The sequence below is a fragment of the Kitasatospora sp. NPDC088783 genome (assembly GCF_044750705.1).
GTDB lineage: Bacteria > Actinomycetota > Actinomycetes > Streptomycetales > Streptomycetaceae > Kitasatospora > Kitasatospora fiedleri.
Window position 1 is genome coordinate 1 of record NZ_JBIVKJ010000009.1, and the last position, 13,561, is coordinate 13,561.

The 13,561-nt window shown below is 73.3% G+C and carries 13 protein-coding genes; 2 read left to right on the forward strand and 11 right to left on the reverse strand.

Annotated features, from left to right (window positions below; all coding sequences use genetic code 11):
• Window positions 1–71: 71 nt before the first annotated feature.
• Together ACIP60_RS24140 and ACIP60_RS24145 are read right to left on the reverse strand one after the other, a co-directional pair.
• Window positions 72–236, reverse strand: a complete 165-nt coding sequence (locus tag ACIP60_RS24140) for a hypothetical protein (protein WP_400687617.1) — start codon at window positions 234–236, stop codon at window positions 72–74.
• 739 nt (window positions 237–975) lie between these two features.
• The gene (locus ACIP60_RS24145) at window positions 976–1,191 is read right to left on the reverse strand and encodes a hypothetical protein (RefSeq protein WP_400687619.1); all 216 of its coding nucleotides are present in this window, start codon (window positions 1,189–1,191) and stop codon (window positions 976–978) included.
• Window positions 1,192–1,510: 319 nt separating this feature from the next.
• On the opposite strand from ACIP60_RS24145, the gene ACIP60_RS24150 reads away from it, so the two are divergent.
• The gene (locus ACIP60_RS24150) at window positions 1,511–3,325 is read left to right on the forward strand and encodes a hypothetical protein (RefSeq protein WP_400687621.1); all 1,815 of its coding nucleotides are present in this window, start codon (window positions 1,511–1,513) and stop codon (window positions 3,323–3,325) included.
• A gap of 575 nt (window positions 3,326–3,900) precedes the next feature.
• Here the strand turns inward: ACIP60_RS24150 and ACIP60_RS24155 are convergent.
• The 9 genes from ACIP60_RS24155 to ACIP60_RS24195 form a co-directional block, all read right to left on the reverse strand.
• Window positions 3,901–4,815, reverse strand: coding sequence for a hypothetical protein (locus ACIP60_RS24155; protein ID WP_400687623.1), 915 nt, complete (start codon window positions 4,813–4,815; stop codon window positions 3,901–3,903).
• Window positions 4,816–5,383: 568 nt separating this feature from the next.
• Window positions 5,384–5,977, reverse strand: coding sequence for a hypothetical protein (locus ACIP60_RS24160; protein WP_400687625.1), 594 nt, complete (start codon window positions 5,975–5,977; stop codon window positions 5,384–5,386).
• 153 nt (window positions 5,978–6,130) lie between these two features.
• Window positions 6,131–6,442, reverse strand: coding sequence for a hypothetical protein (locus tag ACIP60_RS24165; RefSeq protein WP_400687627.1), 312 nt, complete (start codon window positions 6,440–6,442; stop codon window positions 6,131–6,133).
• 169 nt (window positions 6,443–6,611) lie between these two features.
• Entirely contained in the window at window positions 6,612–6,884 is a 273-nt protein-coding gene (locus tag ACIP60_RS24170; RefSeq protein WP_400687629.1) for a hypothetical protein, read from the reverse strand.
• Window positions 6,885–7,797: 913 nt separating this feature from the next.
• A complete protein-coding gene (locus ACIP60_RS24175; RefSeq protein ID WP_400687631.1) occupies window positions 7,798–8,241 on the reverse strand; it encodes a hypothetical protein in 444 nt (147 codons plus the stop codon).
• Between the two features lie 862 nt (window positions 8,242–9,103).
• Window positions 9,104–9,388 (reverse strand): hypothetical protein, encoded by a 285-nt coding sequence (locus ACIP60_RS24180; RefSeq protein WP_400687633.1) that lies wholly within the window; start codon window positions 9,386–9,388, stop codon window positions 9,104–9,106.
• Window positions 9,389–9,501: 113 nt separating this feature from the next.
• Complete coding sequence (locus ACIP60_RS24185; RefSeq protein ID WP_400687635.1) at window positions 9,502–9,723, reverse strand: hypothetical protein; 222 nt, start codon at window positions 9,721–9,723, stop codon at window positions 9,502–9,504.
• 434 nt (window positions 9,724–10,157) lie between these two features.
• Window positions 10,158–11,615 carry an AAA family ATPase gene (locus ACIP60_RS24190; protein ID WP_400687637.1) on the reverse strand — a complete coding sequence of 486 codons (1,458 nt, stop codon included), beginning with the start codon at window positions 11,613–11,615 and terminating at the stop codon, window positions 10,158–10,160.
• 215 nt (window positions 11,616–11,830) lie between these two features.
• Complete coding sequence (locus ACIP60_RS24195; protein ID WP_400687639.1) at window positions 11,831–12,217, reverse strand: hypothetical protein; 387 nt, start codon at window positions 12,215–12,217, stop codon at window positions 11,831–11,833.
• A gap of 671 nt (window positions 12,218–12,888) precedes the next feature.
• Here ACIP60_RS24195 and ACIP60_RS24200 point away from each other — a divergent pair.
• A complete protein-coding gene (locus ACIP60_RS24200; RefSeq protein ID WP_400687641.1) occupies window positions 12,889–13,404 on the forward strand; it encodes a hypothetical protein in 516 nt (171 codons plus the stop codon).
• Window positions 13,405–13,561: the final 157 nt, after the last annotated feature.

The window sequence follows — 13,561 nt, forward strand, 5'->3', positions numbered from 1 at the left end:
ACCAGGCCCTCTACACCCGCATCAGCACCCTGTTCGCCACCTACCTGACCTCGGCCCACGAGACCGGCCTCCTACCCTGACCCGACCCGGACCCGGCCCCGGCGCCCCGGCGCCCCGGGCCTCACCAGGAAGCCCGGCTTCACGACCTTCCCGTACTCGTCGAGCACCGCCGCCCGGTGGCGCTGGCCCAGCACCGCGGCCGCCTTCGCCACGGCGACCTCGTCGACCGGCTCCATGCCCTACCCCCGTCGTGGAACTGCCCCGTCACCGTACGGGGTCCGCCCCGCTGGAGGGCCGGGGACATCCACCGGGCTCGCCGTCCGCCGCCGCGTGCCGGGGGGACGGCCTTTGAGTGCCCCTTTGGGGGAGGTCTCGCAGTGCAGGACGGCCCCAAACGGCGGCAGTCCGCCGCGGTGCGGCATCTGCGCGGCGCCGGTCGGGGCCGGCTGCCCGTTTCCCTGACCGGGTCCTGCACGGCATGCCGCGGCAACCGGCGGTCGGTCCTGGGCTCCTGGCCGACCAGAGGCGGCTGTGCGGCCCCTTTCCGCGAGGGCGCCGAAGCCGGCCGCGGCGCACGGACGGCCGCCGGGCGGGACGGACGGCAGACCGGCCGGACGCGGACAACCCCGGGCAGCCGCCGCGGGCGGACTGGACGGCTGGGCTTCAGAGGCGGCGGCCGAGTGTGGGCAGACCTGCCGATACCGCCCGTACGCACCCGCGCGGCGGGCGGCACGGCCGCCCTCGAGGAACCGGCGCGCCCGGACCCGCGGACGACGAGGCGTCTACGACCGAGCGCGGCGCAGCCGACCGCCGGACAACTGCGGACAACTGCGGACGGCGGCGAGCGGAGCGGCCGGACGACGGCGGACAGCTACGGGCGGCGTGCCGAGATGTCGGCCCGGGCCAGCGGCCGAGCGACACCGGACGGCGGCGGACAACTGCGGACGGGCGGCGGGCGAAGCGGCCGGGCCGCTGTCACCGTTTGTGCGTCTCGGCCTGTCGGTCGATCACCTCGAGTTGCTGCTCCGAGGGGAGTTGGTAGAGGAACGCAGCCTCGCCGAAGCGCTCGCGCTTCGCGGCCAGGGCCTCCTCGGCGTTGGTGCCAGCAACGGCGGTGCACAAGGTGGGCAGAGGGTGGAGCCAGCCATGGTCGAAGCACCACGCGAACGCGGCAGGGGAGCTTTCGGGCATCGCCAGGACCTCCTGGAGTGTGGGGCAGGGTCGTCCCCGCGCGGGCAACAGCGGGGCGCAGCAAGGAGTATGTCGCGCGCTGCCCACAGCACGGGCCCGGTGGCGCCCGGGCGGGTTGCGTCGATCGGCGGCCGCGGGCCCGTGACGGCCGCTACGATCGTCGGGGCTGTCCACGCGGCCCTGCTGGGGCGCCGCCGCCCGGAGGAACGGCGCCAGGAAGGCAAAAGCGCCGTGGGTGCAGGACCGAACCGTGTTGCAGCTGGGCTCCGTTCACCTGATCTCTCGGAGCACTGACCGGGCAGTGCCACAGGGAGAGAGCATGTCCACGCACATCCCGCTGCCCGCGCTCCTCGGCCACCGCGTGCGTCTGCGGATGCAGGCCACCGGCGAAACCTGGAGCCAGGCCAAATCGGCGCTGACCACAGGCCCTGCCCGCCACTTGGTCCCCGAGCCGACCGCGGCGCAGCAGGCTCTGGAGGCCGAGGCCGTCGCCGCGCTGGCCGCCGCGTACGGGGCCCATGAACCGCCGCCGGGTGTGCTGGCGTTCGGGATCCGCAGTGTCACACCCGTCTCCGACGGGCTGCTGGTGCGCATCGAGCGCGGCGCCGCCGCGCTGTGGGCGAAGGCGTTGCTGACGGGGGCGCTGCCGGGCTTGCGCTGGCGCGGGCAGGGCAGGGACGTGTGCCTGTACGACGCCGTCACCGGTGCCCGGATCGTGCTGCGCCGGGTCTTCGCCCGCCCGTGGGCGGCCGCCGCGGCGCGCCTCTCCCCTGCGAGGAACGCCGGAAAGGGAGAGCCGGCCTTCCGCACAGAGGAGCACGCGTACGAGGCCAGCGCCTACCTGCGCCGGATCGGTCTGACCCGGCGCGGCGGTCCCGTGCCCGATGTGCACGTGGGAGTCGCCCCCGACGGTGGCATCGCCGGGCCGCGGCTGATGGACCTGGTCTCCTGCGAACCGGCGCTGGAGATGCTGCTGGACCGGGCCCCCTACGAGGTGCGGCCGGGCGCGGAACTGCGCGATCTCGGCCAGGAGGAACACTGGCGGGTGATCGAGCGGCTGGCCGGCGCAAGCGGGCGCGCGTGGACCCAGAGCGTGCCGGCGCCCGGGGTGACGTGGGGGCAGGCGCTGCGGGCGGCCGCGCTGCTGGAGCACCGGCTCGGCGACGACCAGCGTGAACGTCTGGGCCGCCGGGCCGTGCCGGTGCGGGGCGCCGGTGACACCACCGGCGAGTGGTGGGAGAAGTACGACCTGCTGCGCGCATGGTTGCCCGACCATCCACGGGGCCTGCACCGCGGCCTGGAAGTCGACGGGCACGCCCTGGGCGAGTGGGTGTGGAAGCAGCTGCACCCGCGGCAGGTGATGGGCAGCGAGCTGAGGAGCAGGGCCTTGGCCGAGCTGGTCGGCAAGCTGTACACCGCGATGCCGTGCCGCCCGCAGGCCCCGACGCCGGGGCGCGGTGTGCGGGCCGGTCTGGAGGAGCTGCTGGAGGAGGACGAACGCCGGTGCCGCTCCGAGCGGGCGCCCGTGGTGCGGCGGGCCGGCGGGCCGGACCCGCGGTCGGGTCTGGTCGTCCAGGTCACGCTCGGCTACCAGTCACCGGATCACGCCGCGACCTTCGCGGTGCACGGCGGGCACACCTTCGCCCACCTCGCCGACGCGATCGACGGGCTCTACGCACGCGACCTCGTCCACTCGGCGTTCTTCTTCTACCACTCCACGACGTGGAAGGTCCGGCCCGACGACTGGCCCACCGACCGCTTCGAGCGCATCGTGATCGGCCACCCGCGCGAGGCCGTCGAGCCGGCCGTCGCCTTCCGGCCGGGCGACGTCCCCGACTGCGACACCCCACTGTCCGCGCTGTTGGCCCCCGGCTACCAGCTGGGCTACCAGTACGACCCCGGCGACAAGTGGATGCACACCGTGCGCGTCCTGCGCCCGACCCATCCGGTGGAGGACGCCCAGCTCCGCGACGCGCCCACTCCCCTGGTCGGCGTCCGGCCGGCCCAGGGCCCGCCCGGCCAGTACTACCCCGAGGACGCCCCCGGCTGGGGGCACTACCTCACCCTGCCCTCCCTCCGGCAGGCCCGCCCCGCCGGGCCCGGACGAGGCGCGACTGCAGGACACCGCGAGTAAAGCCCGGCCGGCAGGACGGCGCGGAGCCGGCCTGGTGGGACGGCGTGCGATGCCTCGGATTGAACACAGGATCCGGCCGTCAGCCGGACGCTGCGGTCGTGCAGGGCAGCCAGCGGCAGCGGCCTGCGCGGCTGCGGACGGTCTGCGTCGTGGGGCGGCAGCCTGCGGCGGGGTCGAAGGCGGCGGCTGGTCCGGTACGGCGCAGCGGGTGCCGGACGGCCGGCGGCACGGAAGGCACAGACGGGGGCGGCGGCCTCGGCGGCGGCAGCCGGTATGAGAAGACCGGGCGGCACGACTGCAGGGGCTGTGGGCGCGATGCGGCCAGCAGACCGGGGCGGGCCGATGGCCGGCGGGGGCGGTGCGGGCCGACACGCCCGCACCGCCCCCGCCGGCCGGTGCGCGTGGCGCAGCTCGTCCGGCGAAAGACGGGTGCGGCGCGGACGGGCGGCGGACGGGGAGTCGTCGACGGCGGCCGGTGCGGGACGACCGGCAGGCGTCGGGTGGCGCGGGACGGGGTGCGGCCGTCGGCGGGACCGTGAAGCCGGCCGGCGGTGACCGCGGTCCTCTGCCCGCGTTCACGTCCGGGAGGTTTTGGAGCCGCGGAGGTCCGCCAAGCACCGGTGCAGCCGGCCCGCCTCGGACTCCGCGTCGAGGAGGCGGCGGATCACGAACCCGATCCGCTCACCGGCCCAGGACGCCTGGTTGAAGCAGTACCAGTCCTCATGGACGGGGTGCTGGTGCTCCCGGCGGCCGCGCACCGACTCGGCGAGCTGCTGGAGGAGGCTGTCGGTCGCGGGGGCGATGTCGCCGATCAGCTCGGTCACGGCGGTGGCCCGGGATGCGGTGAGCGGGCGGTGACGCCGGTCGTCCCCGACGGACTCCGAAGGCTGGGCGGTGTTGGTCTCGATGATCTCCCGGATCCGCTTCAGCGACGGCGCGTCGTGCCAGCGCGGGTGGCGCGGGGTGGAGGCAAGACCGGAGCCGAGGCGGCGCATGGAAGTTCCGGTGCCGAAGGCCGTCCACGTCAGGTGGTCAAACTTCCAGACCTCCTTCGGCGTTCGGCGGTACAGCAGTTGGACGGTGAGCGTCGGGTCGCCGTCCGAGCGCCGTCCCCATGCCGTGGACGTGGTCCAGCCGTGGTCCTGCGCGCACTCCAGGAGGGCGGCCGCGGCTTCGGGCAGTTTCCAGCCGTCCGGCGGGACGGACCGGTCCGGCGGGGCCAGGGCTTCGCGCAGTTCCGCTTCGCTCTCGCGCAGCTGTTTCTGGGCGCTCTCGGCGGTCTTCTTCCACATGTCGGCGTTCCACTGCGCGGTGCGCAGCCGACGCAGCACTTCCAAGAGCGGCTGGCCGTGGAAGTGGGTGAGGAAGAACGTGCGCTCCTCCTCGCTGGCGCCTTCGAGGGGGTCGGGGAGTTCGTGGCGGGTGGTGCCTTCCGGGCCGATGCGCAGGGAGCCGCCGGCGCGGGGCTTCAGCAGGTTCAGGGGGTTCAAGGTCTCGCTGATGACGGTCTCCGGTGAAGTGGCGGGATGGGGGGTTCGAGGCCGGGGCGGCCCAGGGCCGGCAGGGCGGCACCCAGGCAGGGCGCGGCGCGGGCCGGGCGCAGCGGGGTGGACCGCGCCGCCCGGTTCGGGGCGGGCCCGTGGTGTCCGCCTCGTGGCGCCGGTGGTGGGCGTGGACGGCCTGGGGGGATCCGGCCCGGGTGCGGCGGGGTCCGGCGGGGTGCTCCGGGTGGTGCGTGGCTCGGGGTGGTGGCGCGTGCAGTGTCGGTCCGGGAGCCGGCGGCGGGCCGCGCGGCACGGGCCTGCCCGCAGCCCGGCGGGCGCGCGGTGCGAGGGGCCGGGCCGTTGCGTGCGTCTGCGGCGCCGCGTGCCCGGGTCCCGCGGCGGTGGCCGGGCCGGGCGTGAGGTGCCGTCAGGGCTAGCAGGATGCGGTGCGTGCAGGAACGCTGGAGCAGGGACGGCACTGGCCCGGCCGCACCCGCGCGGCGGGGCGCGGCAGGGCCGGTGCCGGGGCGGGACTGCGGGAACCGGGGCGCCTTGGAGCGGGTGGGGCGGTCAGTCACCGCCCGCTCCCGGTGCTCGTGTCATCGCGCCGGGCGGCGGTGGGGTCCGGCCGGGCCGCTCGGGAGCAGCAGGCGTCGTGGTCGGTGACCATGCCGGCGAGCACGGACAGGCTGTCGCCGTGCTCGACGTCGCACAGGCGGGTGCCGCAACGGGTGTGCACCAGCTCCAGGTCGCTCTTCACGGTGTCGTCGGAGCAGAGCATCGGGTAGTCGTCCCAGCGGACGGCCTGGGCGGAAACGGGCGGGTGGACAGTCGGATCGGGCAGCAACGAACTCCTCAAGGGGTCGGGCACAGCAGTGGACGGCGCAGCCGAGCGAGGCGGCGGGCGGCGGGCGCCGCCGAGGGCGAGGAACAGACAGTTCAGAACCCGCACCCGCACGCACCGGGGCCGGTCGGCCGGGATGTCGGCGAACTCCAGCAGCGCGGTGTGCAGCTCCTCGGTGAGCCGCACGGCCTCGCGGGCGGTGGGGCCCATCGCGTGGAAGCGGGCGACCAAGCCAGGCAGGGCGTCCGCGCAGGCCCGCGCCTGGGCGGCCTCGTTGTTCAACTCCTCGGCGGAGAACATGATGGCGGTCGCAGGCGGATTCATCCAGACACAGGGGCGACGAGCAGGGGCAGGCGGTCCCACGGCCGCGCCGGTGCACCGGCGCCGCAGAGCACGGCGCGGGAACCGGGCCGGCGGCCGAACAACGAGGTATGGAGACCGGGCCGGCGGCCGCAGAAGGCGACGGCGCGGGCGAGGTCAGGGCGCGGGGGATGCCGCGCAGATGGAGGAAGCGGCGGAGGAGCTGTGCAGAGCGGAGAGCTGACGGATCAGCATCTCCATTCGCAGGCGTCGCGCCTGGTCAGCTGGGGTGTCGGCGAACGCCAGCAGGGCGGCGTGCAGGTCCTCCAGCAGTTGTGCGGCCTGGCAGGCGAGGAGTTCCGCTGCCGCGTTGCTGTCAGGGACCTGGGTTCGGAAAGCCTCGATCGGACGGATCAAGGACGCGGCGAAGTCGCGCGCCTTGTCGGCCTCGGTACGCAGCTGCTCGGTGAGGGCGGCAGCGGTGGTCACAGGTGGATCCTTCCAAAACGAGTTGAAGTGGGACAGGAGCGGGCAATACCCGGGCCCGTGAGCGGTGGGATGTAGCAGCCGCAACGCGGCGCGGCGCCCGGATCAGCGGCCACCGAACGAGGCACGCACCCGGCACCGGCGGCCGCAGAGCGCGACGGCGCGGGCGAGGTCAGGGCGCGGAGGGAGTGCCGCGCAGGTCGAGGAAGCGGCGGATCAGCATGTCCACCAGGATGTGCTGGGCCGTTTCGGTGGGGGCGTCGGCGAACTCCAGCAGCGCAGTGTGCAGTTCTTCCAGGACTTCCACCAGCGCGGCCGCGGCGGGGCCTTGCGCGCGGTGGTCGGGCAGCAGGCCGGCCACGACAGCGGCGAACCGGCGGGCCATGGCGGCCTCGTCATCGTCGGCTTCGTCCAGTTGCTTGGCGGGAAACGGGATGGTGGTCACGGGTGGGTCCTCCACGTCGGGGAACGGGCGGGGTGGGGGTGGGTGCTGTGAGAGCGCGGTACCCGCTGCCCGGCGGCTGGCCGGAACGACATGCCGTCCGGCCGGCCGAGGCGGCAGCAAAGGACCGCGGCCTGCCGACACCGACCGGTCGGCACCGGCGGGCCGCGGGGGGTAGGGGCCCGGTCCTGGGGAACCGGCCGCACCCGGCGGCAGAACGGGGTGCGGGCGGCCACCGCCCCGGACCGGCCGGAGCGGCGGGCCCGCAGTTGCCGGGCCTGCGCCGCTCCCCGGCGACCGGGCCCGGGCGGGCAACCTCCTGACCACCTCCTAACCGAGGCGGCCGCCGGTCCGGCTGTGTCCCGGCGGTGCCGGGCGCTGCTGTTCCTCGGCCCGGATGGGGCGGGGGCGGGGTGGCGGGCAGTTGGCCGCCGCACGCCCCTTGCGGTGCCCGGGCCCGCACGGAACTCCGAAGCTGCCGGGCACGCGCCGAAGCGCGGGCCTGGCCGCGTGCCCGGGTTTCCCGGCCGAGGGCTCTTGAGAGTCTCCGGGCGCCCATCTCTTCCCGCCCGAACGCCCCAGGCCCGGGGCCCTGTGAAGCCGGCCGGTGCCACCGGGGGCGGAGCGTTTGCCGGCACAGCGGCACGCGCGATGAGGGCCGGCGGTCACCGGCCGGGCGCGACACCCGCAAGGACCGCGGCCGGGGCAGCCGGTCAGGGCAGCGTGGGGATCACTCTGCCTGCTCGCCCTGCCCGCAAGCCCGTTCCTGCTCCGCGGCAGGGCGCAGCGCGGGGCCGTACAGCGGCGGGCCGGCCGGTGCGGGATGTGGCGACCTGTCAGCGGCCGTCGCGGGCCACGTCGGGCGCGGGCAGGATGACGGTGAACCTTGCTCGGTGGCCAGGTCGAGGGCGTTCTGCTACGGGTTGTTCATGCCGGTGTGCTCGCCGATGGCCTCTTCGGGGGCGATCGCGGCGGCGAGGCGGTCGGCGTAGTCGAAGGCGCGGTCGCGTTCAGTGATGGTGGAGGTATGGGCGTGGTGCTCTGCGCCGAGTTGCTGCTCCAGCTCGGCGACGTGGGTCTCCAGATGCTGGGCGTAGGCGATCAGCGCGGCCACGTCGGCGCGGGCGAAGTGCCAGGGGCCGGGCGCGTTCAGCTCGGCGAGCAGGGCGTCGAGGTCGGGGCGCTGGGGCTGGTTGCTCTCCGTTTCGCCGCGCAGGCCCCGGATCTCGCGAAGCTCGTCGCCGATGGCGTCGTAGCGGCGGCGGGCGTTGTTGAGGGCCTTTTGCGCGTCTTGGGCGTCGGCGCGGAGGCGGCGTTCGCGCTCGTCCAGTTCGGTGGCCGTGGGCCGGGTGTCGGTCATCGGGTGTCCTCGGTGGTCGTGGTGGGGTCGGCGAGGGTGCCGGGCTTCGGCCCTTCGGTCAGGCAGTGCCCGCACCAAGACGGCCTCGTACTGGCGACCAGAGGCAGCGGCAGTCAGGGTCACGGGGCTGGCTCATCGGGCGTCCTGGGTGGTCGTGGTGGGCTTGCCGCCGTCGCAGGGCAGGCGGTAGATGCCGCTGAGGGTGAGGTTGGTGGGGTGGCGGTGAGACCAGACGGCCCCGGTCTTGGTGAGGCGCAGGCCCTCGCGTCCTCAGGTGGGGCAGGTGCCGGTGGAGGTCATCGGTGGCTCTCCTGGGCGGGTCGTGTTTGGCGGGTGCAGTCAGGGTCGCATCCCCCGGTAGGAGGACGCGTGGCCGGCCTCCTGACCACCTCCTCAGCGCGGCAGGCCCTGGCCGGGTCCGGCCGGGTCGGAACGCTGCCGTTCCTCGGCCCGGGCGCGGCGGGCATACGGCCGGCTCCGCGCCGGAGAGCGACCCACCGCCGGGGACGGGGTATGGACTCCAGGTTCAGCGCGGGCCCGAATTTCGGGCAGAGGCGTCGTGAGAGTCTGCGGGCGCCCGCTCCTCGTACCGGGACGCTGTTGGGCCGGGAGCCTTGCAGTGCCCGGGCCGCAGCGGAGGCGAGTTTGCCCGGGCCGTGCGCGGGCAGGGCAGCACGCACGACGAGAGCTGGCGGTCACCGGCCAGGCGCGACATCCGAGAGGGTCGCGGCCGTGCCGGGCACGCGCAGGGCCTGCTGGAGACGGCCGGTCACCTCGCCGGGCGCGCTCACGCCGCCCACCCGCCCGGCGGGTTGGGCCCTCGGCGGGGGCTGTCCGCGGCTGCGCAGCGGCGGGCGGAGGGTCAGAGCGCGGAGGTGAGGTCGTGGACCCGCTTGTATGCCCGGGTCCTGGGGTCCTGGCGGTGGGCGAGCAGGCGCACCGTGCCGTCGCCCGGGGTGAGGCGGGCCACGCGGTAGCGGACGCCTCCGATGAGGCGTTCACGCACTGCGATGCCGTGCAAGGCCAGTTCGTTGTCCGGCTCGGACGCGAACCGCTCGGTCGGGGTTTGGTCGGCCACTGGTGTCTCCTGGGAGTGGTGGGCGGTGACGGGCTGGAGGAACGCCAACGGGCACGGAGCGCGGGTCATGCGCCGCTGCGTACCCGGAGCAGCGGCGCCCCGGGCCGGGGATAGGACCCGGACAGCGGGACGGCGGGGCGGAGGACGGGACAGCGACCGGGCAGGCGGTGAAGCCGAGAGGTCTACGGCTTCCAGTCGCTGCGGTAGTCAGGATGGTCCTTGCACTGCTCAGCGAGCTTGAGCATCAGGTCCCCGAGTGCGGTTGCCGCGGGCCACCGTCGCTTGTTGATCGCGTCGCAGTACTCGTTGACGATCAGCTCGACTATGGCAGCGCCTTCGAAGGAGTGCGCGGTATCAGCGGCTCGGGCAAGGAGGAAGTCATGTACGTACGTCTCGTTCTGCATCAGTGCTACTCCGAAGTCGTGATGTGGCGCCACTCCACTCTGGCAGGACCGCACTGGCCAGTCGGGCCGGACTGGGCGGACGGCAACGGCGACCGGGCGAGCAGCCGGACGGGCGGCACGGCGAGCGGACGGGAGGGGGATCAAGCGGGCCGGGCGGGCGTACGACGTGCCGACGACGGGGCGGGCTCGTCCGTGGCCGGCTCCAGGAACGGCGAATGCCCTGCCGGCGGCGGGCAAGGACGCTCGGCCAACGGGAGGGCCCGGTCGATGGCAGACTCGGAGAAGGCCAGCCCCAACGGGCGACGGTCGGAACTCATGAACCCAGTCTGACCTATCGGTCCCGAACCGACCCCGCCCGCCCCGCAGCGGCGCGGCCCGGCGGAACGGATGCCGGGCCGTCCGGTCACAAGTAGCGGACCCAACGCTGCCCCAGCTCAGCTGCCGGGCACCTTCAACTCTGCGGTTCGTGCTTTGAGTACCTCGCCCAGCGGCCGGGTCTGGTCATCCGCGCACGGTACCCGAACTCCGTTGACTCCCAGTTCGGTTGCCCTGACTGCTGCCCTGAGGACCCGCGTTAGGTCGCTCCACCCGTCGTTCTCCATGAGACGGTTCACGATGCCAGCGACGGCCTGCACATCGTCATCGCCGTCACCGGCATCAATCTCCTGTGGCCTGGACACCGCCTCGCTGCCGGGAGCAGTTCCTTGGGACTCTGCTTCCGGGCCGAATGCAGCGCTGGTGTCCTCACCGTGCGCTGCGTTCCAGTCCGCACCAGGGTTGGGCCAGGTTCCGGCCGGAGAGCCCCAGCCCGCGTTGGGGGCGGGCCATGCGCCCGCCGGAGCGCCCCAGTCGGTCTCAGGGTTGGTGTACTGGGGCGGGGTTCGCCCGGCGGGCTGCTGGCTACGCTCCAGCCTGCGCCGCTCCTGCGCCTCTTCTTTCTCGGCTCGTTCTCGGGCCTCACGCTGTATGCGGATTCGATTGCGCACCAGGTCTCCGAGGGTGCACAGAGTGCCGTCGTGCTCTCTGGCCGCCATTCCCTCCATCCGGGTACGTTCCAGCAGCAGTTCGAGTTCGATGAGCTGCCGCTCCGTTGCCTGAGGTTCTTGCGCGGCGGCGTACCAGTCCTCGGGGGCGAGGTTGATCCCGTTCCTGGTCCAGGCGAGGATCGCGGCGCCCATGTCGGTGTAGGCCGCCCCGCTCAGAACGGATTCGCCGCTGTAGATGGTGCCGTCCGGGAGGTTCGGCACCCTCGATTTGCGCACGAGGATGGAGTGCCCGGGGAGCATGGTGAGTACGACGTCGAAGTCCGACTCCGCTCCGGGTCGGAGTTCGGGTCGGAGCGCGTACTGCCTCGGGATCGTCTGCCCATCTACGACTTCGAGCAGGGTCTCGGTTGTGCTGCGGGCGGTGGCGACGACATGGCCGGGGAACGCGGCCAGTGCATCGGTCATCCTGCGCTCCGTGGGCCGCATGGCGATCCAGCCGATGTTCTTCTCGGCTTTCGGGCCAGCGGCTGCGGCAGCCTGGTCGACCAGTTCGAGAAGCCCCCCTCGACCGGACCACCATGCGGACAGCGAGTCGATGGCGACCACCTCGTAGCGCTGGCTTCCGGCGATGTAGAGAGCCGACAGAAGCTGGTCAGGGGCGAAGGAGGTCAGTTCGAGGATGTTGAACCCGGTGCTGTCGCGGCGGTTTGCGGAGCCGTCGGTGTCGATTACGGCACGCCGTGTGCCCAGAGCGGCGGACAGCGCGAGCGCGGCCGGCGTGCGGCCTGAACCGGGTGCTCCCTCGATCAGCACTCGGGCAGGACGGGCGAGCCTCTGCGCGGGGCGGAAGTGGAGGTCGGTCGCCAGCGGGGACGTGGTTCCAAGGATTGCAGGGGCGCTGGCCATGGAGTGGCTCCTACGGATGGTCTCTACGGTTTCGACAGAGCCGACACGGGCCTGCAGGACGTCGAGCGTTGGGGAGGCCGCGACTCAGATCGCCTCGAGCGTGAGCAACTGGTCGGCCGAACTGCCTAGGAGAGCGGGGTAATTCGCCGGATCTTGCGGTCGCGCATCGGGGCGGCCGGGTGCGGGCGCCATTTCGCACCCGGCCGCCGCGATGATCAGCCGGAGAAGACGAGGAGCGTCGTGCCGGTACTGCGAGCGATGGCCGCGAGCTGGGCGGCGAGCGCCGACGGGTCCGACTTCGGATGGGGGCGGGCCTGGTCATTGGCGACTCCGGCGAGGATGGCCAGCTGCCCCCGGACCTGATCCCGGGTGGTCGCACTCTGCGGCGGGTTCACCCCGGCGGCGTACGCCGCGGCGTCCATCTCCGCGTCCGTGATGGTGTTGAGGTCGTCGGGAAGGTCGCCGCGGCGCGCGGCGTACAGCTCCTGGGCCGTGGCGTACGCCTTCCGGTTCCGGTTGAACGCGATACAGGCGCTCTGGCTGCTGCCTACCGGCATCGTGCCGCGTGCCTGTGCGAGCAGGGGGGCGTGATGAGCCGTCACTGATCTCCTCGGGGAGTTGGCGGGCCTGATGAGATGGGGCGGGAGGTGAACCTCGACCGCCTTTTCTCTTATAAGTGTACCACGTGGCGAGTCTCCCGCCTGCCGTTTTCCCTTGCAGCGCAGGAAAGTCGGCCATTCCATCGCCTCAACCGCGAAGCGCGGGACGCCCCGGCCGCAACTCCCGGCGGCCGGAACATCCGGCCTCCGCCAACGACAGCGAAGGTTTATTTAAGTGTATTTTCGAGCTCTGGACTGATACACTTTCGTGAGGTTTTCGGGACCCTGCACCCTGGCGCGATCCAGTGCACAGGGTTTCGCTCCTCTGCTCGGATGCCGCGGACAAGAGCCCCGCCCGCAAGACGGGTACCGGGTCCTGGCGCCCCTCATCGAGCATCCCGCGAAAACCCGCCCCGCCGAGATAGACCTCCCGTCGCCCTCGCCGCCACGCAGTCGCCAGCTCCACCCGGCCCTTGCGAACGGCAGCCACGGCGCCCTCGGCTCCCGGCCTCGCATCGCGATCGCCTCTGAACTGCCGCTGCCCGCTGCCGTAGACCCGCGTACCCGGCCGTTTGGCTCCGCTTTCCTCCAAAGGGTTCGGCATGCGGCCTCCTGCTGGCTGCTTCCGCCGGGCCCGGCCCCGCGATCCCTTCCACGACTTCCCTTGGAGACCCATGCTCGTCATCCCCTCCCACGAGACCGTGCACCGAAACGACGTGCATGAGCAGCGTAGGCGTACGTACACCGTGGACCCTGAGCACCACCAACTCCCGCTGACCGGCTCGGCCGTCCTGTCCGTGCGCACGGTGACGGCCATCGACCGGCGCCTCGATGCGAGCGATCCCTGGGTTCTGCAGCGCGTCGAGTTCACCGGGTCGGTGTTCGATGTGACGTCGGACCCGGAGTTCCCGACGCCCGTCACGCGGTTCATGAACGCCTCCGAAGGGGCCCTGCCCTCCCGGGCTCCGCAATGGGCGGCGTCGTACGCGGACCCGTCGAGCAAGCCGGTCCAGAGCCCCTGGCAGGTGGTGCGCGAGGTGAACGACCTGCACGCGCAGGTGGCGGAGGCCTGCGACGGCGACGGGCTCAACGGCGGGGACCTGGTCGAGATCGTCGAGGCGTTCTTCCTCCGGCTCGGCATCCCGCTGCCCGAACCGCGCGACGAAGACGAGGGCGAGGAGTGTGACTGACCCGGGCGGGTGTGTACAACGGGGGCGCCCCCCCCCCCGTGGGGGGGGGGGCCCCCCGGGTTAAATGTGTAACCCGGGGTTTTTGTAAACGCTGCCCGGAGTGGCAACCGCCCGGTTTGACCCGGGGGGCCCCCGGGGGACCCCCGGACCCCCCCCC

Coding starts and splice junctions, on each gene's coding strand:
- ACIP60_RS24145 (WP_400687619.1), bottom strand. CDS start 1,191: ATGCCCGAAAGCTCCCCTGCCGCGTTCGCGTGGTGCTTCGACCATGGC.
- ACIP60_RS24180 (WP_400687633.1), bottom strand. CDS start 9,388: ATGACCCGCGCTCCGTGCCCGTTGGCGTTCCTCCAGCCCGTCACCGCC.
- ACIP60_RS24160 (WP_400687625.1), bottom strand. CDS start 5,977: ATGAATCCGCCTGCGACCGCCATCATGTTCTCCGCCGAGGAGTTGAAC.
- ACIP60_RS24140 (WP_400687617.1), bottom strand. CDS start 236: ATGGAGCCGGTCGACGAGGTCGCCGTGGCGAAGGCGGCCGCGGTGCTG.
- ACIP60_RS24150 (WP_400687621.1), top strand. CDS start 1,511: ATGTCCACGCACATCCCGCTGCCCGCGCTCCTCGGCCACCGCGTGCGT.
- ACIP60_RS24200 (WP_400687641.1), top strand. CDS start 12,889: ATGCTCGTCATCCCCTCCCACGAGACCGTGCACCGAAACGACGTGCAT.
- ACIP60_RS24185 (WP_400687635.1), bottom strand. CDS start 9,723: ATGCAGAACGAGACGTACGTACATGACTTCCTCCTTGCCCGAGCCGCT.
- ACIP60_RS24190 (WP_400687637.1), bottom strand. CDS start 11,615: ATGGCCAGCGCCCCTGCAATCCTTGGAACCACGTCCCCGCTGGCGACC.
- ACIP60_RS24175 (WP_400687631.1), bottom strand. CDS start 8,241: ATGACCGACACCCGGCCCACGGCCACCGAACTGGACGAGCGCGAACGC.